Genomic DNA, 24,087 nt, shown 5'->3' with positions numbered 1-24,087 from the left:
CCGCGCGACACATGATCACACCATCGCGTGAACCGCCCCCGAAGCAGGGAACTTGCGCGTCGCTCATGGGTGTTCACAGCCCCGCGCGCGCCCTTGCCGTGTCCTCGCGCGCGGGCCACGGTAGGCGCATGACCTCCTTTGTGCTGCCCCATGAGGTGCACGGCGACGGCGCCCACAAGGTGTTCGCCGTGCACGGCTGGTTCGCCGACCGGTCCGCGTACGCCGCCGTCCTGCCGGACCTCGACCGCACCGCCCTCACCTACGCCCTGGTCGATCTGCGCGGCTACGGCGAAGCCCAGCACGCGGTGGGCCCGTATACGACGGCCGAGGCGGCCGCGGACCTGGTGGAGCTGGCCGACCGGCTGGGCTGGGAGCGGTTCTCGGTGATCGGGCACTCCATGGGCGGCGCGGTGGCACAGCGACTGGCGGCCGCCGTCCCGCACCGGCTGCGCCGGATCGTCGGCGTCTCCCCGGTGCCCGCCTCCGGCGTCCCGCTGGCCGGCGAGCAGGCCGCGCTGTTCTCCGACGCCGCGCACAAGCCGGAGAACCGGCGCGCGATCCTCGATGTCACCACCGGGGGCCGGCGTCCCGCCGCCTGGCTGGACCGGATGGTCGCCCGCTCGCTGGAGCGCAGCGACGCGAAGGCGTTCCGCGCCTGGCTGGACTCATGGGCGGGCGACGACTTCCACACCGACGTCGAGGGCAGCGAGGTGCCCGCCCTGGCCGTGGCAGGGGGACTCGACCCGGCACTGTCGCCGGAGGTCATGCGGCAGACCTGGCTGTCCTGGTATCGGCGGGCGGAACTCGTGACTCTGCCGTTCGCCGGGCACTACGCCATGGACGAGTGCCCACTGGAACTGATCCGCGTGGTCGAGGACTTCCTGCGAGCCGACACCGACACCGACACCGACACCGACACCGGGCATACGACGGACACGACGACCGCCGCGGGCCCCTTGGCCGAGGCCGGCGAGAGCGAGCCGGCGTGAGGGTGCGTGAGGCCCCGCCCGTGCCCGACGTCTTCGACCCGCGCCGGTACGCCGCCGGTGTGCCCCACGACGACTACCGCGTGCTGCGCGACCACCATCCGGTCGCCTGGCAGGAGGAGCCGGAGGTGCTGGGCTGGCCGGCCGGGCCGGGGTTCTGGGCGGTGACCCGGCACGCGGACGTCGTGCGGGTGCTGAAGGACGCGACGACGTACTCCTCCCACCTCGGCGCGACCCAGATCCGCGACCCGGACCCGGCGGATCTGCCGTTCATCCGGAGCATGATGCTCAATCAGGATCCGCCACAGCACGGACGGTTGCGACGGCTGGTGAGCCGGGCGTTCACCCCGGGCCGGGTCGACCGGTTCGCGGCGCTCGCCCGGGAGCGTGCGGGCACCCTGCTCGCCGGGGCGCTCCAGCGGGCGCGGGCGGGGGACGGCACGGTCGATCTGGTGGACCGCGTCACCGACGAGTACGCGCTGCTCAACCTGGCTGACCTGCTGGGCGTCCCGGAGAGCGACCGGCGGCTGCTGCTGCGCTGGACGCAGCGGGTCATCGGCTACCAGGACCCGGACGAGGCCGGCACCCCGGTGCTGGACGGCACGGGCAAGCCGGTCGATCCGCGCTCCCCGGCGATGCTCAAGGACATGTTCGACTACGCACGCCGGCTGGCCGCGTACAAACGGCGCCACCCGGCCGACGACGTCATGACGACCCTCGCCGACGATGCCGAACTCACCGACGCCGAGCTGGGGATGTTCTTCTTCCTGCTCACCGTCGCGGGCAACGACACCGTGCGCGGCGCGGCCCCCGGCGGACTGCTGGCACTGGCAGAGCACCCGGGTTCGTACGCGTCGTTGCGCGCCGGGAAAGTCGAACTTCCCTCAGCCGTAGAGGAGTTGTTGCGCTGGCATCCGCCCGTGCTGACCTTCCGCAGGACCGCAGCGCGGGACACCGAGCTGGCGGGGCAGCGGATCCGTGGCGGTGACAAGGTCGTGGTCTTCCACGCCTCGGCCAACCGGGACGAGCGGGTCTTCGCCGATCCCACCCGGCTCGACCTGGCCCGCTCCCCCAACCCGCACGTGTCCTTCGGCGACGGCCCGCACGTATGCCTGGGCGCCCACTTCGCCCGGCTTCAACTGCGGCTGCTCTACGAGGAGGTGCTGCGCGTGCTCCCCGAGCCGCGGCTCGCTGCACCGCCGGAGCGGCTGGTGTCGAACTTCATCAACGGCATCAAGTCACTGCGTTTCGAGGTCACTTGAGGTCGACCTGGATCAGCGCATGCGTGCCACTGGTGCGCCAGCGCCGGTCCTCGGCCGTCACCAGGGCGGACACGGTCGCCGCCGACAGGCCGGTGATCACGTCCGACTTCAGGGTACGCAGCGTGGCGACCGGGCCGGGGAAGCAGGCGGTCGTCTCCTGGAAGGGCGTGGTCGGCGGCCACAGCCGGTCGCCCACCAGGCGCCGGTAGTTGAGGTCCCCCTTGAGGACGGTCAGCGTGGCCGCGGCGAACTCGGCACGCAGGTCGTCCGGCATCCGTTCGTAGGGCAGCGGAGCGCAGGAGAAGGCGTGGGCGCGCACGGCGAGGCGGCCGTCCGCCATGGCCGACCAGAGCACGCGCGCGTACTCGCCGGCCGTGCCCGGCGCCGTACGGAGCCGGTGCAGCGCGTCGACGACGTCGGCGGTCGTGGCGTCGGAGACGTAGTACGGGTACGGCTTGACGTGCAGCACCGCACGCGCGGCCCGGCCCTCGGCGAGGAGGTGGGCGATCAGCAGCAGATCCGGGACGAGTTCGCGGCCCGCGTTGTCCGCGACCAGGACGAGCGTGGCCGAGCCATCGGGCGGCAGCAGCGACCACAGGGCCGCGCTGTCGTCGGCGACCAGTGCGGGGGCCGCCTCCCGGGCCTCGGCGCCCTCGGCGGAGAGCCGGAAGCCGAGATCGGCGCGGTTGCCCCACAGCGAGCCGTGCAGCAGGGCGCGCGCCCGCTCCTCCTCCGGGAGGCCGGGCAGGGCGTCCAGTGCGGCCAGTTCCGCGTCGGTCTCCGGTGCGTCCAGCTCGGCGCGCTTGAACGGGCGAAAGGGGTCGATGCCCCGCCAGGCGCCGGGGCCGAACCAGCCGACCGCGTCGAGCAGCCGGCGGTAGAAGTAGCTCTCGGACCACAGCCATGGGACGTCGTACCAGGAGCGCCCGGCCCAGTCGGCCAGCCCCCACTCCTGCCAGCTGTCCCCGTCCGGAGCATCGGCGGGCAGCGGCCCGACCGTCCCTTCGGTGCAGCTCCTCAACAGCTCGTCCAGCGCCCGGTGCTGCCTGGGGCCGAACGGGAAGGCGTCCCGCACCTGCCGGATGATCGCGGGGTGCCGCTCGGCGAGCACGCTGTGCGGGAACGAGCCGGGTTCGTTGCCGAAAATCACGGGTGCGAACGAGGTCTGGGGCATGTCCGTCACCGTATCGCGCGCCTCAGGCGGTTCTGGTCTCCCGCTCCAGCTGCGTGGCGAGCGTGACGTAGCGGGGCCGGCGGTGGACCGGGACCAGGCCCCGGATCAGCAGGTGCCACATCTCGGCGACCCGGCGTGGCAGCCGCCCGACCGGTTCGAGCGAACGGCCGGCGACACGGGTGCCGACGAAGAAGGAGACGAGGGAGTGCGCGACGACGCCGACATCGAGATCGCTGTGCACATCGGACTCCCTGACGGCCGCGGTGAACTTGCGCGTTGCGAACTCCAGCCATTCCGTGAACGGGTGCCTGAGTGGCGGCCGTACGGCGATGTCGGCGGTGGCGAGACGGAGCGCGGCGCGGGGCACCGGGTCCTCCACGGCGAGCCGGGCGACCCCGAACGTGGTGCGCATCAAGGCCTCCAGCGAGGAGTAGCCGCGGCCCTCGACCTCGGCGACGAGCTGCTTCCCGGCCCTGGCGTTGAGTTCGAGGATGGCCTGGGCGAGATCCTCCTTGGCGGCGAAGTGGAAATACAGCGCGCCCTTGGTGACCTTCGCGTGTGCGACGATGTCGCTCAGGCTGGTGGACTCGTAGCCATGCCGGTCGAACAGATCGGCGGCGGCCGTGATGATCGTTGCCCGGGTCTGCTCGGCGCGTAACTGCCTCGCCATCCTTGGGACCCCTCCTCGCAGCTGGAACGAACGGGACATGCGGTTTGTTTTAACCCCTTGCACACGATAACTCACCGAGCGGCAGCGGGAGTCCGGGGCGCGGGCCGGTGATACGACACGTGCCACCTGCGGATCCGGCAGCGACCGGCCTCTTCGGCGGACCGTGAACGGACCAGACCAGAACGGTTGCCCCCTTCGTTGCACGACTGTTGCCCGGCTGTTCTCGGCAGGCGCGAGGCGGTGGGTGCCGAATCCATGATCGCCACCCTACGAGGCCGACCGCCGGCTCCTCAACGGGGCCTCGAAGCAGGCGTCAAACATCCCAACCGGTCGGTGCTTTCGCGCCCCTGGACCGGCGATGCGCCGGTCTGACGGCTCAGCGCTGCGGTGGTCCGGCTGAACACACCCCTCGCCTCCGTCGTACTGGACGCCGCAGACCCCGTTCCCGCGCCCACCGAGGAGCTGCCCCGATGATTCGGACGACTCGGACGACCTGGATGACTCGGAAGACCCGGACGACCGCCCGTGTGAGCGTCCCGGTGGCCGTCGCGGCGGCCCCGCTCCTGCTCCTGTCGTGGGCGGCGGGGTCCGCCCAGGCACATGGAGCCCCCACGGCCCCGGTCAGCCGGGTCTACGCCTGCTCCCCCGAGGGCGGCGAGACGGCTCACTCTGCGGCCTGCCGGGCGGCGGTCGCGGCGAACGGCGCTCCGTTCACGGCGTGGGACAACCTGCGCGTGGCGGGGGTGAACGGCCGCGACCGGCAGGTGATTCCGGACGGCCGGCTGTGCAGCGGCAATCTGCCGGCGTACCGGGGACTGGACCTGGCGCGGCGGGACTGGCCGGCGACGCGGCTCACGCCCGGCGGCAGGCTGACGATGACCTACGCCTCGACGATCGCACACTCGGGCACGTTCCGGCTGTATCTGACCAAGCCCGGTTACGACCCGGCGAAACCGCTCACGTGGTCCGATCTGCCGGCGCGGCCCTTCGCCCAGGCCACCGATCCGCCGCTGCGGAACGGGGCGTACCACATCGGCGCGCAACTGCCGGCCGACCGGACGGGTCGTCAGATCCTCTACACCGTCTGGCAGAACAGCAGCACGCCGGACACCTACTACTCGTGCTCCGACGTGGCCTTTCCGGAGAAGGGAGGGAAGGAGACAGGGAGTGGGAGTGGGAGTGGGACAGCGGCGGAGACGGGGGCAGGGGCGGCGAAAGCCGCCCAGGGGGCCGCGGGAGGTCCGACTCCCGCCGCGCATGGGCCTGTTGCGGGCCCGGAAGGCTCCAGGCACATGCTGGCGGGCGGCGCCGCCGCGGTGCTGGTGTGCACCGGGGGCGCCGCCCTCGCCGTACGGCTACGACGGCGTTGAACTCGCTGTGAATGAGCCTCAGTTGACGTAGACCGGGGCGCCGCCGTCCGTCACGGGCGCGTACTTGGCGGTGAAGTAGCCGTTGGCGAAGCACAGCGACGAACCGGAGGACTTGGTGAACTGCTGGTTGGTGAAGCTGATGCTGCTGTCGGTGTTGTCGGCCTTCCCGGTGAGGGACGGCGCCTGGTAGACGCAGGTGATGGTGCCCAGCAGGGTCTTCAGCTTGACCGTGGTCTGGATGGTCGAGCCGCTGGCCGGGGAGACGGTGAGGGTGCCGTCGGAGGCGACCGTCGCCGTGTAGGGCAGGTTGTCGACGGTGATGCTGCTGACGCCGGTGACACCGATGACGTTGCTGGTGCAGGAGCTGGCGTCGAAGGTGTGCCCGGTGACGGACTCGGTGGCCGTGCCGGGGGCGGTCGGGTTGCCGGTGACCTTGGCGGTGAACTGGGAGGACGTGCACGTGACACCGCTGGTGCCGGTCGCGCTGGAGTACAGCGTCGCGGATGTGCCGGACGCCAGGGGCGCGGTGAGGGTGTCGCCGGTCGCCGCGGCGGTGCCGCCCGCGCTGCCGGTGGTGAGGACGGCGCCGCCGCCGGCGGAGGCGGGGGCGGCCATCGCGAGGGCGAGCGCGGTGGCGGTGCCGGCGAGGGCGAGGAGGGATCGCGTACGCATGCGGGTGCCTCTTTCCTGGGTGGGGTCCGGATGAGGTGGGGTGGGGGGTGGACAGGGACTGGGGGGTGGACGATGCCGTGCGGCATCACGTGGTGACGCGTGACGGCACGCGGTGATACGTGGTGGTGTCGCGGTGCCGCCGACGCAGGGCCGTGGCGCCTTCTCCGTACGCGACGGACCGGCGCCGGCGGCGATCCGGGCACCGGCCGAAGGCCTCGGGGGAAGGTCTTCGGCCGGGCCGGCGGGCGGTCGGGCACGGCCAGGGGGACGGGGCCATGCGCAGCCGCGGTGAGGGGAACGCTTTCCGTGAACCATGATGAGCGGCCGGCGTGACAGGGCCGGGAAACGCGGCCGGTGCCGCTCGGCGGATCCGGCGCCACGGATCCGTGAAGCAGGGCAAGTTGTAGACCTGATCAACCATCAACGTCAAGGCGTGACAAGGGAGTTGGCGCGTCTCGGTCGCACCCCGCGCACATCCGACACCCTTTTTTCACATCTCCCTTGACCCTCCGAAGTAACCGGCGGTAACTTCCTCGGAAGGCTACTGCCGCGTAACGAGAAAGCCCTTGCTCCGCCGGGGTGCGAGGAGGCGTACGCGACAGCCGCTGTCCGCGCCAGGACAACGTTGCCGCTGAAGCCCAACCCGCATTGATCCATGCACATGGGAGCAGACATGGCCTCGTCCCCGGACGTCCCGTCCGCCGGAAACACCCCCGAGAACCCGGGAAGCGGTTCACCGTCCGAAGCGACGCAGACCGCCGGGACCTCCGCGGCACCGGAGACCTCCGCGGCGGCGCAGACCTCAGGGACCGCCGCCGTCGGTGAAAGGCGGGGCCGGGTCCGGGCGCGCCGGGCCGCGGTGATGGCGGTGCCCGCCACCCTCGTCGTCGCCGGGCTCGCGGTCCTCACCGCGCAGGGGGCGCTGGGTGTGCAGTTCGCGATCTCCGGCATGCCGTTCACGGTCACCGCGACGGAACTGAACGGAACCGGATTCGAGCAGTTCGGCGGACTCGACAACATGGCGAACGGCAGCCCGAACGCCGGGGACAGCGGCGGGCAGGTGCTCGTCGTCACCTCCGCGATCAAGAACGCCACGCTCACCAAGCTGTGCCAGAGCGTCGACCTCGGCGGTACCAACCTGCTGATCACCGCGGGCAGCGGTGCCGACAAGGTGATCGCGAGCGATCTGACGACCGACTCCACGCAGTTGTCCGGCGACGCGGCGTTCAACAACATCGAGATCGGCAACGACGCCAGCACCCTGACCAAGGCGGGCGTGAAGGGCCCGATCGGGGTCTTCAGCCAGCAGGCCGACACCGTGCGCATCGCCAATCTGCGGCAGACCAACTACGCGACGACAGCAGGGGTGTTCAAGCTTCCCGGTCTCAAGCTCCGGTTCAGCGACTCGGGTTGCTGAGACCGGTGTCCGACCGTCCACGTCAGGGAGCGCGGGCCGCGTTCCGTAGGTGGCGGGCCCGCCGGCCGTTCTGGGGCGGGCTGCTGCTCGCCCTGGCCGGCGGCGAGATCCTGCTGACCGAGAAGGCCTCGCTGAAGGTCGTGATGCACATCGGCATGCAGGGGCTGGCCGGATACCTGCTGCCGACGCTGATGGCGCTGCTGGGTCTGCTGATCCTCTTCAACCCCGCGCAGCGGCTCTTCTACTCCATCACCGGCGTCCTGGTCTGTCTGGGCACCTGGATGACCTCCAACCTGGGCGGCTTCTTCATCGGCCTCCTGCTCGGCATCACCGGCAGCTGCCTCACCTTCGGCTGGCTCCCCGACCAGGAGCCGCGCATCAGCCGCCGCAAGCGCCGCAAGCAGGCGAGGGCGATGGCGGGCACGCCGGCGGAGGGGGCGGAGAGTACGGCCGTCTGACGGGGAGGACAGCCGCGGGGAATCAGTCCCGGTCTGCAGGAACTTCCTGGGCGTCTCGTTAGTTTCTACGGTGTTGTAGAAGTTGCCGCCGGCACGTGGAGGAAGCCGCCGGCCGTTGACATGAGGAGCGCCCATGGCCCTGTGGGACCGCGTCAAGGAGTCGGCGTCGCAGATGCAGACCCAGTTGACGGCGAAGAAGAACGACCTGAAGAGCGGTGCGTTCCGCGACGCGAGCATGGCGATGTGTGCGCTCGTGGCCGCCGCGGACGGGACCGTCGATCCGTCGGAGCGGCAGCGGGTGGCCCAGCTCATCGCGACGAACGAGGTGCTGCAGAACTTCCCGGCGGACGACCTGCGGCGCCGCTTCGAGGAGAATCTGAACAAGCTGACGACTGACTTCGCCTTCGGCAAGGTGAGCGTGCTGCAGGAGATCGCCAAGGCGAAGAAGAAGCCCGCCGAGGCACGGGCCGTGGTCCAGATCGGCATCGTGATCGGCGGCGCGGACGGCGACTTCGACAAGACGGAGCAGGCCGTGGTGCGCGAGGCGTGCTACACGCTGGACCTGCCGCCGCACGAGTTCGACCTCTGAGGCCTGTCGCACCGCGCGAGGATGGGGGCATGCTCGACGCTCTCGACCGTGCCCTCATCCACGCACTGCACCTGGACGGCCGGGCGCCGTTCAGCCGGATCGCCGAGGTGCTCGGCGTCTCGGCGCAGACCGTGGCCCGCCGCTACCGCCGGCTGCGCGCGGAGGCCGGGCTGCGTGTGGTGGGTCTCGCCGACCCGGACCGGGCGAGCCGCGCACAGTGGCTGATCCGGCTGACGGCCACGGCGCGCTCGGCGCAGGACATCGCCGGAGCGCTGGTACGGCGGCCGGACACGTCCTGGGTGAAGCTGACTTCGGGCGGCACGGAGATCACGGCCGTGATCCACGCCACGACCGAGGACGCCTCCCCCGGCTCCCTCCTGCTGCACGACGTCCCGCGCACGGGCGGCATCACCGCCGTCTCCGCGCACCTTCTCCTCCACACCTATCTGGGCGGACCCGCCAACTGGCGACGCAGGGCCCAGGCTCTCGACGAGGAGCAGCAGCGGGCGTTGGCGTACCGGGGCGACGCCGTGGCCGCGGAGGGCTGTCGGGAACCAGGTGACGGCGTACGCCAGCCGGGCCCGGGGGACGCCGAGTTGTTCGCCGCGCTGGAGCGGGACGGGCGGGCCGGGCAGGGGGAGTTGGCCCGCGCAACCGGCTGGTCGCCCACGACCGTGACCCGGCGACTGGCCGAACTCCGCGCGACGGGTGCGCTGTTCTTCGACCTGGAAGTGGACGCGGGGCTCTTCGGCATCCGTACCCGGGCCATGTTGTGGCTGTCGGTGCGTCCGGCGGACCTGGAACAGGTCGCGCTGGCCCTGGCGGGTCATGACGAGCTGGCCTTCGTGGCCGCGACCACCGGGCGCACCAACCTGGTCGCCCAGGCCTTGTGCCGCGACCCTGACGACCTGCACCGCTACCTCACGCGGCGGCTCGGCTCGCTGCGGGAGATCGACGCGCTGGAAACCAGCCCGGTGCTGCGCACGCTCAAGGCGGCGAGTCCCGTGCTGACGGATCTGACGCGAGTCCGGGGTGCCCGGGTGCCCACCCATCGGGGCGGTTGAGACCGTACGCGGGTGCGGGTGCGAGGGGGCTGGTCGCGCAGTTCCCCGCGCCCCTCAGGGAAGTGAAGGCGCCGCACGCCCAAGACGCGCCTATCATCCTGCCTCCCCCGTCCCGACCCGGCTGCTGGCCGCCCAGGCCACGGCGAGCAGTGCCGCCGCCACCCAGCAGGCGGTCCGGGGTGCGTGCGCCCCCGGCCCGGACAGGTACACGCTGCCGAGCACCGCCACCCCCAGGGTGGCCCCCAGTTGCTGTACCGCGTTGAGGAGGCCCGCCGCGGAGCCGACCTCGTGCGGGCGCAGGGGTCGCAGGGCGAGGGTGAAGAAGGCGGGGGTGAACAGGCCGGTGCCGAGGCCGACGAGGGCGAGGGCGGGCAGCAGCGCGACCGGGAAGTGGCCCGGCCCGGTCGTCGTACGGTAGGCGGCCACGGCCGCGAGCAGCCCGGCCAGCAGCACCCCGAGCCCGTACGGCATCAACCGGCGCCCGTACCTCCGTACCAGCCGTGACCCCGCCCACCAGGACGCGAGGGCGAGCCCGGCGGACCACGGCAGCAGGCTGAGCCCGGACGCCAGCACTCCTGCCTTCGCGTCGAGTTGGAGCTGAAGGACGACTACGACGGTCAGCCCGTTGGTCACCGCGAAGAAGGCTGTGGAGGTCACGAGCGCGGCCGGGAATCCGCGATGCGTGAACAGGCTCGGCTCCAGCAGGGGGCGGGGTGTGCGGTTCTGCTGCCGGGCGAAGACGGCGAGCACGAGCAGTCCTGCGGTCAGCAACAGCCAGTCGTGCAGGGTGAGTTCGCGGAGGTCGCCGCCGATCAGCGGGTACACCAGCAGCCCGGCGCCCAGCGCCGCCAGGATCGTGCCGGGCCAGTCGAGCGGCGGGCGGTGCGGGGCGCGGTTCTCCGGCAGGTTCCGGGCGAGGGCCAGCACCGCCGCGGCCACCGGCACGTTCACCAGGAACGCGGACCGCCACGACGAGCCGAACAGGTCCGCGTGGGTCAGCACACCGCCGACGACGGGTCCGCACACGGCGGCGAGGCCCATCACCGGGCCGATGCTGCCCAGGGCCTTCGCCGTCTCCTCCCCCGAGAACATCGCCTTGATCAGACCGATGGTCTGCGGAATGATCAGCGCCGCCGCGGCGCCCTGCACGGCCCGGAAGGCGATGAGCGGGCCCGGCGCCAGTGCGAGGGCGCAGGCCACCGACGCCGCCGTGAACACCGTGACGCCGAGGACGAACATCCGGCGCCGGCCCACGATGTCCCCGAGCCGGCCGCCGGTGATCAGGAGTACGGCGAACGGCAGGGTGTAGGCGGCGCCGTACCACTGGACGTCGGAGACCGGCCCGCCCAGGTCGGCATGGACGGCCGGCGCGGCCACCTGGACGACGGTCGCGTCCAGCAGGTTCATCGCCTCGCCGAGCAGCAGTGCGGCCAGGCCGGGCCAGCGCCTGCGGTAGGCGGTGGCGGCAGGCATGGGATGTGTGGTCATGGGCTCCCTCTCACGCTTGCTACGGGACCGGAATCGGCCCAGGGACAGCGTGGGAGGGCGAGGGATGCCTGCTCCATCTGGAGCGGCACAGCTGCGGATTTCTTCCATCTGCACACCTGTTGGTGCAGAAAACCCACAGGGTCATCGGCGGCTACAGCTCGGCAGGGGTTTCGGCAGGGGTTGGTGAATGCGAATACGAAGCGGGCGCCCCCGGTCCGAGGGGGCGCCCGCGTCGGTCGTAGCGGAGGACCGGCGTCAGACCAGGCCGGCGGACTTCAGCCAGGCCTTGGCGACGTCCAGCGGGTCCTTGCTCTGAACCTGCACCTGGGTGTCCAGGTCCAGCAGGGTCGCGGTGTCGAGCTTGGCCGAGACCGCGTTGAGCGCGTCGACGCCCTTCTTGGGCACGGCGCCCTTGTGGACGAGCGGCTGGACGTTCTCGAAGCCGAAGAGGTTCTCCGGGTCCTCAAGGACGACGAACTTCTCCTTGGTGATGGTCGGGTCCGTGGTGAAGATGTCCGCGACCTGCACGGCGTCCTTCTGCAGCGCCGCCTGGGTGAGCGGGCCGCCCGCGTCCAGCGCCCGGAAGGACTTGAACTGCAGGCCGTAGACGGACTTCAGGCCGACGAGGCCCTGCTGCCGGGTCTGGAACTCCGGCGAGGCGCCGATGACCAGGTCCTTCGCGAGGTCCTTCAGGTCGGCGATGGAGGACTTCTCGGTGAGGTGGTACTTCTTCGCGGTGGCCTCGTTGACCGTGACCGAGTCCTTGGACTGCGCCGCCGCGGGCTCCAGGAGGGTCAGCTTGGAGTCCAGCTTGGCCTCGATGGCCGTCGTGGTGGCCGCGACGGTCTTCGGCTTCGCCTTCTGGTCGAGGTAGGCCAGCAGCGCGCCGTTGTACTCGGGCAGCACCTTGATGGAGCCGTTCTTGATCAGCCCGTAGGTGGTCTCGCGGCTGCCGATGTTCGGCTTGTACGTGACCTTGATCCCCTTGGCCTTGAGGGCCTCGCCATAGATGTCGGCGAGCAGGGTGCTCTCGGGGAAGTTGTTGGACCCGACGACGACGGTGCCGTCGCCGGCCTTGCCGTCGTCCGACAAGGGGTTGCCGGACGTGTCGCCCTTGGAGGAACAGCCCGCCAGCAGAGCCGTCGCCGCCGCGAGGGCGACCACCGCCGCGCCTCGGTTCCTCCGGATGGACCTGCTGATGCGGTTGGTGGAAGTCACTCACCGATCCAATCCAGCCGGTTCTCGGTCAGTCAAGGGCCGGAGATCACCGATTGGCCTCGGTCTGTGCTCAGTTGTGGGCAGATAGCGGTCTCTTCGTAACTAACTCTTGATGAAAGGCGCGCCGATCGGACTCCAGGAGAACGTAGTCTCAGGGCCGTTGATATCGGCCACGGCTGCGCACGAGGCCCCGCCTCGCTGTCGTGTCGCAGGTATTCCGGGGGCGATGAGGCCTCCAGGTCCGCGGGGCGATGAAGGCCCCCGGACGAGACACACCCTCGAAGGAGGCCCGGTGTCCACGACGCGGGTGGACGCGCCCGCCCGGCACGACCCCGCACGGGTCGGTGTCCGGGGTTTCGCCGACCGCTGGCCCTTCCGGCGCAAGCTCAACCTGCTGGTCGGCGTCCCGCTGGCGGTCATCGCCGTTCTGCTGTCGTACCTGTTCACCGACCAGGTGCAGGAGGCGGACAGCGCCGCCGCGGCGGCCCGGCTGGTACGGGACAGCGCGCAGGTGGCGCGGCTGGTGGACCGGGTCGAGGCCGAACACCAGCAGGCCATCCTGCTCTCTGCACGCTACGAGTCCGGGTACGCCCGGCCCTCCAGCTCCGCCTACCGCGCGGCGCAGGAGGCGGTCGACGCCCAGGTGACGACGGTGCGCACGGCCTTCGGCGACCGGTTGCCGGACAGCGAGGCGCAGGCGCTGCGCGAGGTGGCGGGCCTGTCCAGCCTGCGCGGCTCGGTGGAACAGTCGTATCTGCCGGCCGACAACATCGACCCGGCCTACACGAGCGCCGCCCAGCAGCTGATCGACGGCCTCGGCCTGGACCGCGACGCGGACCTGTCGGCCGCCTTCACCGGCAGCCTGCTGGACTCGCTGCTGCGCGCGGACGCGGCGCACGGCGCCTTCGAGACCGATGTGTTCGCCGCGACGACGGGTGACACCAACGCGCTGATCGAGTTCACCAACGCGGTCGGCGCCTACGACCGGTACACCCACCAGGCCGACCGGTTCACCCGGTTCGCCTCCGATGCGCAGGCCGAACTGCTCGGCGGCATCGAGCACAGCGCGGCACAGCGCCATATCGCCGATTCCTACGCCCAGTTGCAGGTCGGCGCCGGGCATCTGCAGGCCGACAGCCCGGCCGAGATCCAGCGGGCGGTCCAGGACGCGCTGAGCGCCTATCCGGCCTATCCCGAACAGGCCGCCACCCGGCTGAAGATCACCACCGCGCTGATCGGCCAGATCGCCGACCGCGCCGACGACGCGGCCAGTTCGGCGCGGTGGCGGGCCGGTCTGCTGCTGAGCGCCACGCTGATCGCGTTCGCGCTGTGGATCGCCTTCGCGGTGCTGGTACGGCGCTCGGTGATCCGGCCCGTGCAGGCGCTCACCGGGGCCGCCCGCGAGGTCGCCGAGGTGGCCGGGCGCGAGCTGGCCCGGGTGGCCGACGACGACGCCGAGGACGACGGGCCGCCCCGGCTGCGGGACATACCGGTCACCGCGCGCGACGAGATCGGCGACCTTGCCGAGGCGTTCAACGGGGTGCAGACCACCGCGGCCGCGCTGGTGGAGCGGCAGGTGCTCAGCCGGCGCAACACCGCCGAGATGTTCGGCAACGTGGGCCGCCGTGTGAGCAACCTGACGGCACGCCAGCTCTCCCTGATCGACGCGGTGGAGCGCGGCGAGACGGATCCGGCGCTGCTGGACCGCCTCTACTCCATCGACCACATCGCCGTACGACTGCGCCGCAACGCCGACAGTCTGATGCTGCTGGCCGGCATCCGCGAGACCGTGCTGGACGGGGAGCCGACGGCGCTCTCCAACGTCGTCCGGGCCGCGCTCGGGCAGATCGAGGGCTATCAGCGGGTACGGCTGTACGTCGCGTCGGACGCCATGGTCGAGCCCGACATCATCGGCGACCTCACCCTGATGCTGGCCGAACTCCTGGAGAACGCCGTGTCGTTCTCGCCCGAGGGCAGCCCCGTGGAGGTGACCGTGCGCTCCGGTGCCCAGGGCGCCCACGTGGTGATCACCGACCACGGCCTCGGGATGAGCGCCGACCGGCTCGCCGAGGAGAACGCCCGGCTGATCCGCCGCGAACGCCTGGACCTGGTGCCGACGAAGGTGCTGGGCCTGTTCGTGGTCGGCGCGCTGGCCCGCCGCTGGACGATCGAGGTCGCACTGACCCGTACCCCGGGCGGTGGTGTGACAGCGGAGGCCATCCTGCCACCCGCACTGCTGCTGCCCATGAGCCCGCCGACCGGTACGCCGACCACGGTGACGCCACCCGGCACTTCGACGTCAGGCGGACCGGCCTCGACGCGGACAGCGACCGACCGGGACACGGCGCCCCACCCTGTCCCTGTCGTCGCCGAGCAACCGAAGTCCTGCGCCTCGGACGACGGCGCCACGTCCGCAGCCGACGCACCGCTCCCCCGCCGCGTCCCCGCGCCCGCCCCGCCACCGCCCCCGGCCGGCCAGGCCGCTCCCGGCGGATCCGGCTCCGGCGCCTCCCGCCCCCTGCGCCGCCGCGTCCGGGGCGCCACCCTCGCCACGACGACCGGCGCGGCGCGCTCCATGCCGCAGGCCGTCCGTACCCGGGACGCGGAGGCCGAGCGCAGTGCGCTGGAGGAGTTCGAGGCCGCCGTCGCCCGCGCCCACCGCGACAGCGACAGCCACGGCCACACCCGCCCCCCGCTCGACCCCGAGCAGCACACCCCCTCCCCGAAGGAGCCGAGAGTTGAGCACGTCGAGAGGTGACACCCCGACGGACGGCACCACGCCGACCGACCTGAAGGCGGCCGCGGCCGACTTCACCTGGCTGCTGAACCGCTTCGCGACCGAGACCGCGGGCGTCGTGGACGCGATCGCCGTGTCGTCCGACGGCCTGCTGATCGCGGTGTCGGAGCTGCGTGAGCACGCCGACTCCGAGCGGCTCGCGGCGATCGTGTCGGGCCTCACCAGCCTGGCCGCGGGCGCCTCCGGCAACTACGGCCTGGGCGGCCTCAACAAGGTCATCATCGATCTTGAGGGCGGTCATGTGATCGTCTCCGCGATCGGCAGCGGCGCCGTGCTCGGCGTCGTCACCGGCAAGGAGGCGAAACTGGGCAACATCGCCTACGAGATGACCCTGTTCGCCAACCGTGCCGGCGCCGCGCTCAGCCCGCAGCTGGTGCTGGAGCTGAAGAACTCCGTCGGCGCCGCCTCGGCCCGCTGAGAACACGCAGACAGCACTGACAGGGCGAACGGGGCGAACGGGTATGACGGACGGCACTCCTCACCCGGACCCCGTCCGCCCCGCCCCCGCCGTACGGCCGTACCTCGTCACCGCCGGCCGGATCGCGGACGCCGGCTCCGGCCGGGCGATGCCCCTGGAGACGCAGGTCGTCGCCACCGTCGCCGGGCTCGACGCGCTCGGCCGGCTCTGCTTCGAGCGGTACGACATCGTCGCCGCCTGCCGGCTGCCGCAGTCCCTCGCGGAACTCGCGGCCCGGCTGCGGCTGCATCTGAACGTGGTCCGCGTCCTCGCCGAAGACCTGTGTGAAGCGGGCCAGTTGGCGGTGTACGTGCCCGACGCCGCGGCCACCCACGACGCGTCCGTGCTGCGCAGGCTCATCGATGGCCTCAGGGCCATCCCCGACTCCCGAGGAACACCGAGGAACACCGAGTGACTTCGACTGAACCGCTCGCGCGGGCCGCGGCCGCCGCATGTCCCGCCGTACGGCCGCCGCTGCCGGTGAAGATGGTGATCGCGGGCGGCTTCGCCGTGGGCAAGACCACCGCGGTCGGCGCGATCTCGGAGATCGAGCCGCTGACCACGGAGGCGTTGATCACCGAGGTCGCGGCCGGGGTGGACGACCTTACGCACACCCCGTGCAAGACCACCACGACCGTCGCGATGGACTTCGGCTGCATCACCGTCGACCCGACGCTGAAGCTGTATCTGTTCGGCACGCCCGGACAGGAGCGGTTCGGGTTCATGTGGGACGACATCGTGGAGGGCGCGGTCGGCGGGCTGGTGATCGTCGACACCCGGCGGCTGGACGGCTGCTACACGGCCGTCGACTACTTCGAGCACAAGGGCATCCCGTTCGCCGTCGCGGTCAACGCCTTCGACGGCACGGTGGAGCACACCCTGGAGGAGGTCCGCTGGGCGCTGGACGTCTCCGCCGGTGTACCGGTCGTGGTCTTCGACGCCCGCGAGCGCGGCTCGGTGCGGGACGCCCTGCTCGTCGTCCTCGAACTGGCGCTGGCCCGCACCGAGCACTGAGCACCGAGTCCTCAGCCGCTTCTGCGCACGCCCGGTGAGACCGTGATGCGGGACGCCGCCCAGAACACCACGAGAGTGGCCAGCGCCAGGCCCGCGACCAGGCTGGCGCCGCCGACGACCTTCTCGTAGTCCTTCTGGTAAAGGCCGTCGATGATGTAGCGGCCGAGGCCGCCGAGGCTGACGTAGGCGGCGATGGTGGCGGTGGAGACGATCTGGATGGCCGCCGTACGCAGTCCGCTCAGGATGAGGGGAAGCGCGACCGGCAGCTCCACCTGGAACAGCACGCGCGCCTCGGGCATGCCCATGCCCCGGGCGGCGTCCACGGGCGAGGGGTCGACGGAGCGGATCGCCTCGTAGGTGGTGACCAGGATCGGCGGTACGGCGAGCACCACCAGCGGGATCATCACCGGCAGCAGCCCGAACCCGATCCAGATGAACATCAGGACCAGGAGACCGAAGCTGGGCAGGGCCCGGCCCGCGGTGGCGATCAGGGCGAGGGCGTTGCCGCCGCGGCCGTAGTGGCCGGTCACCAGGCCGACGGGCAGCCCGATGACGGCGGCGAACAGCAGCGCCTCCAGTGAGTACTTGATGTGCTCGACGAGCCGCGTGGGGATGCCGTCGTAGCCGTGCCAGTGGGCGCTGTCGCTGAAGAAGGAGTGTGCGAAGTTCAGGACGTTCACCGGGTGGCACCCTTCCTCGGCATCCAGGGGGTGAGGAGGCGGCGGACCAGGACGAGCAGGGCGTCGGCGAGGATGCCCAGCACCGCCGTCGTCAGCACCGAGTTCACGGCCAGGGCGGGCCGGTGGTAGGTGGTGGCGTCGTTGAGCAGGTTGCCGAGGGCGCCCTGGTTGCCGATGAGCATGCCGACGCTGACCAGGGAGAGGCTGGAGACGACCGCCACCCTGAGGCCCGCGATGATGGCGGGTGCGGCGATGGGCAACTGGACCTGGAGATAACGGCGTACGGGGCCGAAGCCCATGGCCTGCGCGGCGGCCAGGGTCTCCGGCGGGACCGAGCGGACGCCGTCCACGATGCCCGGCACCAGCACGACCAGGCTGTAGACCGCCAGCGGGATCATCACCGTCGTCTCGCTCTGCCCGAAGTAGTCGATGAGGACGACGAAGAAGGCCAGGGAGGGGACGGAGTAGAGCACGGTGGTGATGCCCAGCACGGGCGGATAGACCCAGCGGAAGCGTACGCAGAGCTGGGCCACGGGCAGCGCGACGAGCAGGGCGGCCAGCACCGGCAGCAGGCCCTCGCGCACATGCAGGCCGACGAGCCCGAGCCAGCTGTGCTGGAGGTCGCTCGGGAGGTCGAAGAAGCCGTTCACCGGACGGCCTTGACGTCGGTGTCGGCACCGTTCGCGGCCCGGCTGTGGGCGGCGCGGATGGCCTCGCCGATGACCTGCTGGGATACGACACCGACGGCGCGTCCCTCGCCGTCCACCGCGACGGCCCAGCCGGTCGGGGAGAGCACGGCGCCGTCGAGCGCGGTGCGCAGCGAGTCGGTGCCGGGCACGAACGGCCGCCCGAAGTCGACGAGTCGCTCCCGGTCGATGGCCCCGGCGCTGAGCCGCTCCGGCTCGCTCCAGCCGAGCGGCCTGCCGTCGAGGTCGGTGACGAGGAGATAGGGGGCTTCGGACAGGGCGGCGAGCCGGGCGGCGTCGGCGTCGATGCCCACGACCGGCGCGGTCTGCAACTGGAGGTCGACGGAGGGGAAGAAGGACAGCCGGCGGATACCGCGGTCGGCGCCCAGGAAATCCTCCACGAAGGCGTCGGCGGGCGCGCTGAGCAGGTCGGCGGGCGGGGCGAACTGGGCGAGCCGGCCGCCGGTGCGCAGCACGGCGACCATCGTGCCGAGCTTGATCGCCTCGTCGATGTCATGCGTGACGAAGACGATGGTCTTGCCCAACTCGTCCTGGATACGGAGGAGTTCGTCCTGCAGTCCTTTACGGACCACCGGGTCCACGGCGCTGAACGGCTCGTCCATCAGCAGCACCGGCGGATCGGCGGCGAGCGCCCGGGCCACGCCGACGCGCTGCTGCTGGCCGCCGGACAGCTGGTACGGGTACCGCTTGGCCAGCGAGGCGTCGAGCCCCACCCGCTCCATCAGCTCCGCGGCCCGGGCGCGGGCCTCCTTCTTGGACGTGCCCAGCAGCCGGGGCACCGTGGCGATGTTGTCGAGGATGGTGCGGTGCTGGAAGAGTCCGGCGTGCTGGATGACGTAACCCATGGAACGGCGCAGGGTGTTGACCGGCTGCTGCCGGATGTCGGTGCCGTCGAGGAGGATGCTGCCCTCGGTGGGCTCCACCATCCGGTTGATCATCCGCAGCGTCGTCGTCTTGCCGCAGCCGGAGGGCCCGACGAGGACGGTGATCGCGCGGTCCGGTATCTCCAGCGACAGCCGGTCGACCGCGACCGTGCCGTCCGGGTACCGCTTCGTGACTGAATCTATCCGTATCAAAACGCCGAATACCCTTCGGGTTTGGCTGATTTCCGCCCGTCTTCGGCCAAGTCGTCGGTGCGCAGGCCGCTGCGGGGAGAGTCTAGACCGCGAGTGTTTCAGCGTTTTGGCGGGTGAATGGCTAGGCCACCGGCAGTCCCGGTGTGCGGAGTACTCGGTGTGTGGTGTCGATCGCGAAGATCTCGCAGCCGGTGCGGCCGGCGGCCCACGCCGGGCCGTCCGGGCCCAGGGCGAAGGCGGCAGTGGCGGTCGCGTCCGCCTCGGTCAGGGTCGGGGCCACCACGGTGAGGCTGAGCAGCCCGGTCGCGGGGCGTCCGGTGCGGCCGTCGATGATGTGATCGCCGCGCTCGTACCGCCCGGACGTCGCCACCGCCCCGTCGGTGACCGCCAGCACGGCACAGACCCGGTCGGCCTGTTCGGGATGACGTATCCCGACCCGCCACGGCCCGCCGGAGACGACCACGTCACCACCGGCGTTGAGACAGAACCTGCGCGCCCCTGCGGCCGTCAGCAGTGCGGCCGCCCGCTGCACCGACCAGCCCTTGACCACCGCGCACGGATCGAAGCCCCGGCCGGGCAGCCGGACGTCGAAGGCGCCGCCGGTCGCGCCGCGCAGGTCCGCGCAGAGGCCGAGCACCTCTGTCAGATCCGCGCTCGGCTCGCCGTCCGCCACCTCGCCGCGGCCGTAGCGGGACACCTCGCTGTCGGGCTTGAACGGGCTGAAGCGGGCGTCGACTTCGCGCAGCCAGGCGAAGACGGCGTCCGCGGCCGCCTCGAAGTCGCCTTCGGAGCCGCCCTCGTCGTCGACTCGCAGCGAGACGGGGAACCCCATGACGTGTTCGACACGCCGCACGTCAGGAGGCCTTGGCGTCGATTGCGGCCTGGAGGGACTCCCTGTATCCCCCGCTCGTGATCGTGGCCCCGGACACCGAGTCGATGTGGGCGCTCTGCGCCTTCAGCGTCTCCGTGATCAGCACCGGTACGGCCCACTTGGTCTGCGGGTGGTGCGGCGCCTGCAGCATCCGCACGGACGCGATCCGGTCGCCCAGGAAGGTCACCTCCACCTGGAAGACGCCCTTCACGGTGTCCACCGCGGTGCCGGGGACGACCTTGGACGCCGCAGAGGGCGACGACGGTGACGACGGCGACGACGGCGACGAGGAGGACGAGGCCGAAGAGGACGACGAGGTGGGGGACGGCACGGACGTCGGCGTCGACGCGGGCTGGGCGACGTCGGCGGCCCCGGTCGAAGGCTGGTAGCGCCAGACCGGGATCAGACCCGCGACGGTGAGGAGGAAGACGGGAATGGCTCGCTTCACGGTGGGACGCCTCTCTCAGCCCGCGAGGCTGAAGCGCTCGAAGTGGATCTGCCGCTTGGGCACGCCCAGGTCGCCCAGGCTGCGCAGCACGGCGGTCATCATCCCGGGCGGCCCGCACAGGAAGACGTCCCGGTCGCCGATGTCCGGGACCAGCCGGGCCAGTTCGCGCGGGGCCAGCTTGTCGGGGACGATCGGTCCGGTCACCAGGTGCAGCTCGGCTCCCTTGGTGAGGGCGAGGTCGCACAGCTCGTCGTAGAGGACGGCGTCGCGGTCGCTGGACACGCGGTAGATGACCACGGCGTGGCCCGCCAGGTCCTCCAGCAGTGCCCGGATCGGAGTGACGCCGACGCCGCCGGCGATCAGCACGGACTCCGGGCGGGTGCGGTGCAGGGTGGTGAAGGCGCCGTAGGGGCCCTCGGCGAAGACGCGGGTGCCCGGCTTGATGTGCCGCAGGGCGGCGCTGCCCGCGCCGACCGCCTTGGCGGTGAGACGCAGGGTGCGGCCGTCGGGGGCGGCCGACAGGGAGAACGGGTTGGCCTGCCACCAGCGGTCCCGGGTGAGGAACCGCCAGAGGAAGAACTGACCGGCCTGGGCGGGCAGCCGGTCCAGGTCGCGGCCGGTGACATAGACGGAGACGACGTCGTCGGACTCGGGCACGACCGCCGACACGCGCAACCGGTGTCGCAGGTTCCGCCACAGCGGCAGCACCATCCGGCCCAGCACCACCGCGCCGAGGGCCACGCCCCACACCGTGTACCAGTACGTCGTCGCGGCCGGCGACGAGGTGAAGGTCGTACCGACCGCGACCTGGTGCGTGAAGGCGAGGACCACGGCGACATAGGTGTACAGATGGATGAAGTGCCAGGTCTCGTAGGCCAGCCGGCGCCGGGCCCAGCGGCCCGAGACGGCGCCGACCACGACGATCAGCGCGAGCGCGACGATGGCGCGCAGCACGCCCTCGGTGGTCTCGGCGAGGTTCACCAGCTGGTTCACCGGGTCCATCGAGGACGCGTCGGCGTAGCCGAAGGTGATGAACACGGCGTGCGTGAGCAGGGTCCACAGGATGCCGAAGCCGGTACGGCGGTGCCAGGAGGTCAGCCGGTCCATGCCGATCCGGCGGTCCAGCCAGGACAGCCGGGCCACCAGCAGCAGCTGGAAGGCCATGAGGAGGGCGCCGTACAGGCCGGCGAGGCGGCCGAGCACGATCAGTGGGTTCGAGGCGAAGCCGGCCTGGACGAAGAACCAGGCGACCACCGCCGCGTTGGCGGCGAGCAGGGCGTACAGGCCGGTACGGGCCACGACGCGGGGGCGTATCGCCTTGGTGGGTGCGGGACGGGTCTGGAGGGTCGTCACGGACGGCAGCTCCTTGATCGGGTCCTGGGTGACGAGCTTCGCGCGCGATTGCTGTCGTTCTCCTGTCGGACAACTTTCACTTGAGTATCGATAGGGCCGGTGGGGGCAGGCAGCCCGGACGGGTCCGAACGGGTGGCGCAGGATGGGCGGGTGGAGAAAGTACGCCTGCTGGTCGTGGACGACGACCCGCCGATCGCCGACCTGGTGGCCACGGTCGCCCGGTACGAGGGCTGGGAGGCGCACGCCGCCTACTCGGGCGAGGAGGCACTGCGCCGGGCCGCCGAGTTCGGCCCGGACATCGTGGTCCTTGACCTGATGCTGCCGGACGTGGACGGTTTCGGCGTCCTGGACCGACTGCGCCGCTCGGGGACGATGGTGCCGGTCGTGTTCCTCACTGCACGCGACGGCGTCGCCGACCGGGTCGCGGGCCTGACCCGGGGCGGGGACGACTATCTGGTCAAGCCGTTCGCGGTGGAGGAGCTGATGGCCCGGCTGCGCACGGTGCTGCGGCGCAGCTCCGGGCCCGACTTCCAGCGGTCCGTGGTGCGGGTCGCCGAGCTGACACTGGACGAGGACACCCGCGAGGTGCGGCGCGGCGAGCGGCTGCTAGCGCTCACCCCGACCGAGTTCGAGGTGCTGCGCCATCTGATGCTCAGGTCGCCGTCGGTGCTCACCAAGGCGCAGATCCTCGACCATGTCTGGGAGTACGGCTTCGGCGGCCGCTCGAACGTGGTGGAGCTGGTGGTCAGCCGGCTGCGCCGCAAGCTGGACCGGCCGGACGAGGAGCCGCTGATCCACACCGTGCGCGGATTCGGGTACGTGGTGCGGCAGGCGGCCAGGTGATCGCGCGGCCGCGTCGCACGTACGGCGGACTCCGGCTCGGCACCCGGCTCGCGCTCGGCCTCGGCGCGCTGGCCCTGGTGGTGTTCGCGGTGGTGGGCACGGCTCTGACCACGTACATGCGCGGCTATCTGGAACGGCAGCTCGGCGATCAGCTGCGGCTGGTGCAGATCGTGCAGACCAAGGACGCCTCGGCGCACGGCACGGTCAAACGGCAGCCGTACTACGGCTGGTACACGGCTGTCTACGACGTCTCGGGCGGCTCGGCACGCCTGCGCACCCCCGCGGACGTGCCCGCCGACACCGCCCCGCTCACCGCGCTCGCCGAGACCCGCGCCCGCTCCTCGACGGAGCTGTTCCGCACCGTGGACATCGCCGGCGAGGGCACCTACCGGCTGCGCGCCTGCGAGGTGGAGCCGGGCGTGGTCCTGGTGAGCGCGGCGCCCATGGCGGACGTCGAGGCGACCGTGCGGCAGCTGATCACCGTCCAGGTGGTGGCGTTCGCGCTGGCCCTGCTGGCGTTCGTGGTCATCGGCCGCAGGATGCTGCGCCGGGGTCTGAAACCGCTCAGCGACATGGCGCACACCGCCCACGGGATCGCCTCGCACGATCTGACCGACCCGGCGGCCCGGCTGCCGCTGCGCGCCGACCGCAAGGGCGGCGGCCCGGAGGTCGAGGAACTGCGCACGGCCTTCAACACCATGCTGGAGCACATCGACGACTCCCTCGCGGTGCGCGCGGAGGCCGAACGGCGGCTGCGCCGGTTCGTGGCGGACGCCTCCCACGAACTGCGCACCCCGCTGATGTCGGTGCGCGGCTACGCCGACCTGTTCCAGTACGCGGCCGCCAACGAACCCGCCGAACGCGACCGCCATCTTTCCCGGCTGCGCGCCGAGGCCGCCCGGATGGGCGTCCTCCTGGACGATCTGCTGCTGCTCGCCCGGCTGGACGCGGCCGAGGTCGAGACACCGCTGCGGTGTGCCGACACCGATCTGACGGAGCTGGTGCGCGAGGCCGCGGACGCCTTCCGCGCGGGCCACCCCGGCCACCCGCTGACCGTGGACACCGGCACCGGGCCTCTGCGGCTGTGCCTGGACCCGGTGCGCATCCGCCAGGTCCTGGACAACCTGCTCACCAACGCGGCCGTACACACCCCGCCCGGCACAGAGGTCTCCCTGACGGTCTCGGCCGATGCCGCCGGCGTGTGCGTACGGGTATCCGACGCCGGGCCCGGGATCCCGGACACCGACCGCGACCGGATCTTCGACCGCTTCTCCCGCGTGGACAAGGCCCGCAGCCGAGACCGGGGCGGCAGTGGTCTGGGGCTGTCGGTGGCGAGGGCCTTGACGGAGGCACACGGCGGCACACTACGGCTGGACCGGGAGGACGGCATGACGTTGTTTACGGTATGGCTGCCAACCTGAGGGGAGCGGGGGCTATGTCGATATGCGGCTCCGCCGCGTGGGCGCGAGCGAC

The 24,087-nt window shown here is 71.6% G+C and carries 24 protein-coding genes; 13 read left to right on the top strand and 11 right to left on the bottom strand.

What is annotated here, in order from left to right; all coding sequences use genetic code 11:
* The first annotated feature begins 128 nt into the window (after positions 1–128).
* Both AV521_RS23915 and AV521_RS23910 read left to right on the top strand, forming a co-directional pair.
* Entirely contained in the window at positions 129–989 is an 861-nt protein-coding gene (locus tag AV521_RS23915; protein ID WP_079249384.1) for an alpha/beta fold hydrolase, read from the top strand.
* On the top strand, positions 986–2,248 hold the full coding sequence (locus AV521_RS23910; RefSeq protein WP_076090642.1) for a cytochrome P450: 1,263 nt from the start codon (positions 986–988) through the stop codon (positions 2,246–2,248). The genes AV521_RS23915 and AV521_RS23910 overlap by 4 nt, the downstream gene beginning before the upstream one ends.
* Here AV521_RS23910 and AV521_RS23905 read toward each other — a convergent pair.
* Positions 2,241–3,422 carry a damage-control phosphatase ARMT1 family protein gene (locus tag AV521_RS23905; RefSeq protein WP_076090816.1) on the bottom strand — a complete coding sequence of 394 codons (1,182 nt, stop codon included), beginning with the start codon at positions 3,420–3,422 and terminating at the stop codon, positions 2,241–2,243. The two genes, AV521_RS23910 and AV521_RS23905, sit on opposite strands and share 8 nt — an antisense overlap.
* 22 nt (positions 3,423–3,444) lie before the next feature.
* Positions 3,445–4,092, bottom strand: coding sequence for a ScbR family autoregulator-binding transcription factor (locus AV521_RS23900; protein ID WP_076090640.1), 648 nt, complete (start codon positions 4,090–4,092; stop codon positions 3,445–3,447).
* Between the two features lie 497 nt (positions 4,093–4,589).
* Here AV521_RS23900 and AV521_RS23895 point away from each other — a divergent pair, with 497 nt between their 5' ends.
* Positions 4,590–5,462 carry a lytic polysaccharide monooxygenase gene (locus tag AV521_RS23895; RefSeq protein WP_079249383.1) on the top strand — a complete coding sequence of 291 codons (873 nt, stop codon included), beginning with the start codon at positions 4,590–4,592 and terminating at the stop codon, positions 5,460–5,462.
* A gap of 18 nt (positions 5,463–5,480) precedes the next feature.
* Here AV521_RS23895 and AV521_RS23890 read toward each other — a convergent pair whose 3' ends face one another.
* Positions 5,481–6,134 carry a Tat pathway signal sequence domain protein gene (locus AV521_RS23890; RefSeq protein ID WP_076090636.1) on the bottom strand — a complete coding sequence of 218 codons (654 nt, stop codon included), beginning with the start codon at positions 6,132–6,134 and terminating at the stop codon, positions 5,481–5,483.
* 673 nt (positions 6,135–6,807) lie between these two features.
* Here AV521_RS23890 and AV521_RS23885 point away from each other — a divergent pair.
* From AV521_RS23885 to AV521_RS23870, 4 genes are all read left to right on the top strand, one after another.
* Complete coding sequence (locus tag AV521_RS23885) at positions 6,808–7,551, top strand: DUF6230 family protein (RefSeq protein ID WP_076090815.1); 744 nt, start codon at positions 6,808–6,810, stop codon at positions 7,549–7,551.
* A 5-nt stretch (positions 7,552–7,556) separates the two neighbouring features.
* Positions 7,557–8,009, top strand: a complete 453-nt coding sequence (locus AV521_RS23880) for a DUF6114 domain-containing protein (RefSeq protein ID WP_179023341.1) — start codon at positions 7,557–7,559, stop codon at positions 8,007–8,009.
* A gap of 133 nt (positions 8,010–8,142) precedes the next feature.
* Complete coding sequence (locus AV521_RS23875; RefSeq protein ID WP_076090632.1) at positions 8,143–8,598, top strand: tellurite resistance TerB family protein; 456 nt, start codon at positions 8,143–8,145, stop codon at positions 8,596–8,598.
* 29 nt (positions 8,599–8,627) lie between these two features.
* Positions 8,628–9,662: an Lrp/AsnC family transcriptional regulator gene (locus AV521_RS23870; RefSeq protein WP_076090630.1), complete on the top strand. Its 1,035-nt coding sequence runs from the start codon at positions 8,628–8,630 to the stop codon at positions 9,660–9,662.
* Between the two features lie 93 nt (positions 9,663–9,755).
* Here the strand turns inward: AV521_RS23870 and AV521_RS23865 are convergent, their stop codons facing one another.
* Both AV521_RS23865 and AV521_RS23860 read right to left on the bottom strand, forming a co-directional pair.
* Entirely contained in the window at positions 9,756–11,150 is a 1,395-nt protein-coding gene (locus tag AV521_RS23865) for an MFS transporter (RefSeq protein ID WP_256725664.1), read from the bottom strand.
* A gap of 255 nt (positions 11,151–11,405) precedes the next feature.
* Complete coding sequence (locus AV521_RS23860) at positions 11,406–12,368, bottom strand: ABC transporter substrate-binding protein (RefSeq protein WP_076090626.1); 963 nt, start codon at positions 12,366–12,368, stop codon at positions 11,406–11,408.
* Between the two features lie 292 nt (positions 12,369–12,660).
* On the opposite strand from AV521_RS23860, the gene AV521_RS23855 reads away from it, so the two are divergent.
* From AV521_RS23855 to AV521_RS23840, 4 genes are read left to right on the top strand one after another with little or no spacing between them, the layout of a single operon-like run.
* Positions 12,661–15,126 (top strand): ATP-binding protein, encoded by a 2,466-nt coding sequence (locus tag AV521_RS23855; protein WP_079249382.1) that lies wholly within the window; start codon positions 12,661–12,663, stop codon positions 15,124–15,126.
* Positions 15,107–15,583 carry a roadblock/LC7 domain-containing protein gene (locus tag AV521_RS23850; RefSeq protein ID WP_076090624.1) on the top strand — a complete coding sequence of 159 codons (477 nt, stop codon included), beginning with the start codon at positions 15,107–15,109 and terminating at the stop codon, positions 15,581–15,583. Before AV521_RS23855 ends, AV521_RS23850 begins: the two co-directional genes overlap by 20 nt.
* Positions 15,584–15,626: 43 nt before the next feature.
* Positions 15,627–16,037, top strand: coding sequence for a DUF742 domain-containing protein (locus AV521_RS23845; RefSeq protein WP_076090622.1), 411 nt, complete (start codon positions 15,627–15,629; stop codon positions 16,035–16,037).
* Complete coding sequence (locus tag AV521_RS23840; RefSeq protein ID WP_076090620.1) at positions 16,034–16,636, top strand: ATP/GTP-binding protein; 603 nt, start codon at positions 16,034–16,036, stop codon at positions 16,634–16,636. The genes AV521_RS23845 and AV521_RS23840 overlap by 4 nt, the downstream gene beginning before the upstream one ends.
* A gap of 11 nt (positions 16,637–16,647) precedes the next feature.
* On the opposite strand, the gene AV521_RS23835 is transcribed toward AV521_RS23840, so the two are convergent.
* The 6 genes from AV521_RS23835 to AV521_RS23810 all read right to left on the bottom strand — a co-directional run bounded on the left by AV521_RS23835 (position 16,648) and on the right by AV521_RS23810 (position 21,771).
* Positions 16,648–17,316, bottom strand: coding sequence for an ABC transporter permease (locus tag AV521_RS23835; protein ID WP_076090618.1), 669 nt, complete (start codon positions 17,314–17,316; stop codon positions 16,648–16,650).
* Positions 17,313–17,966 carry an ABC transporter permease gene (locus tag AV521_RS23830; protein WP_076090616.1) on the bottom strand — a complete coding sequence of 218 codons (654 nt, stop codon included), beginning with the start codon at positions 17,964–17,966 and terminating at the stop codon, positions 17,313–17,315. The genes AV521_RS23835 and AV521_RS23830 overlap by 4 nt, the downstream gene beginning before the upstream one ends.
* The gene (locus tag AV521_RS23825) at positions 17,963–19,099 is read right to left on the bottom strand and encodes an ABC transporter ATP-binding protein (protein ID WP_076090614.1); all 1,137 of its coding nucleotides are present in this window, start codon (positions 19,097–19,099) and stop codon (positions 17,963–17,965) included. Before AV521_RS23825 ends, AV521_RS23830 begins: the two co-directional genes overlap by 4 nt.
* A 121-nt stretch (positions 19,100–19,220) precedes the next feature.
* Positions 19,221–19,952 (bottom strand): FAD:protein FMN transferase, encoded by a 732-nt coding sequence (locus AV521_RS23820; RefSeq protein WP_076090612.1) that lies wholly within the window; start codon positions 19,950–19,952, stop codon positions 19,221–19,223.
* 1 nt (position 19,953) lies between these two features.
* Positions 19,954–20,418 carry an FMN-binding protein gene (locus AV521_RS52745; RefSeq protein ID WP_076090610.1) on the bottom strand — a complete coding sequence of 155 codons (465 nt, stop codon included), beginning with the start codon at positions 20,416–20,418 and terminating at the stop codon, positions 19,954–19,956.
* Positions 20,419–20,433: 15 nt separating this feature from the next.
* A complete protein-coding gene (locus tag AV521_RS23810; RefSeq protein ID WP_076090608.1) occupies positions 20,434–21,771 on the bottom strand; it encodes a ferric reductase-like transmembrane domain-containing protein in 1,338 nt (445 codons plus the stop codon).
* 150 nt (positions 21,772–21,921) lie between these two features.
* Here AV521_RS23810 and AV521_RS23805 point away from each other — a divergent pair, with 150 nt between their 5' ends.
* A complete protein-coding gene (locus tag AV521_RS23805) occupies positions 21,922–22,614 on the top strand; it encodes a response regulator transcription factor (RefSeq protein ID WP_076090606.1) in 693 nt (230 codons plus the stop codon).
* The gene (locus AV521_RS23800) at positions 22,611–24,035 is read left to right on the top strand and encodes a cell wall metabolism sensor histidine kinase WalK (RefSeq protein WP_076090604.1); all 1,425 of its coding nucleotides are present in this window, start codon (positions 22,611–22,613) and stop codon (positions 24,033–24,035) included. Before AV521_RS23805 ends, AV521_RS23800 begins: the two co-directional genes overlap by 4 nt.
* Positions 24,036–24,087: the final 52 nt, after the last annotated feature.

Origin of the sequence: Streptomyces sp. IMTB 2501 (assembly GCF_001953885.1) — a bacterium.
In the GTDB taxonomy this organism is placed as follows: Bacteria; Actinomycetota; Actinomycetes; order Streptomycetales; family Streptomycetaceae; genus Streptomyces.
The sequence above is the reverse complement of the archived record's forward strand: the minus strand, read 5'-3'. Positions and strand labels throughout refer to the sequence as shown.

Coding starts and splice junctions, on each gene's coding strand:
- AV521_RS23915 (WP_079249384.1), top strand. CDS start 129: ATGACCTCCTTTGTGCTGCCCCATGAGGTGCACGGCGACGGCGCCCAC.
- AV521_RS23905 (WP_076090816.1), bottom strand. CDS start 3,422: ATGCCCCAGACCTCGTTCGCACCCGTGATTTTCGGCAACGAACCCGGC.
- AV521_RS23900 (WP_076090640.1), bottom strand. CDS start 4,092: ATGGCGAGGCAGTTACGCGCCGAGCAGACCCGGGCAACGATCATCACG.
- AV521_RS23895 (WP_079249383.1), top strand. CDS start 4,590: ATGACTCGGAAGACCCGGACGACCGCCCGTGTGAGCGTCCCGGTGGCC.
- AV521_RS23890 (WP_076090636.1), bottom strand. CDS start 6,134: ATGCGTACGCGATCCCTCCTCGCCCTCGCCGGCACCGCCACCGCGCTC.
- AV521_RS23885 (WP_076090815.1), top strand. CDS start 6,808: ATGGCCTCGTCCCCGGACGTCCCGTCCGCCGGAAACACCCCCGAGAAC.
- AV521_RS23875 (WP_076090632.1), top strand. CDS start 8,143: ATGGCCCTGTGGGACCGCGTCAAGGAGTCGGCGTCGCAGATGCAGACC.
- AV521_RS23870 (WP_076090630.1), top strand. CDS start 8,628: ATGCTCGACGCTCTCGACCGTGCCCTCATCCACGCACTGCACCTGGAC.
- AV521_RS23865 (WP_256725664.1), bottom strand. CDS start 11,150: ATGACCACACATCCCATGCCTGCCGCCACCGCCTACCGCAGGCGCTGG.
- AV521_RS23845 (WP_076090622.1), top strand. CDS start 15,627: ATGACGGACGGCACTCCTCACCCGGACCCCGTCCGCCCCGCCCCCGCC.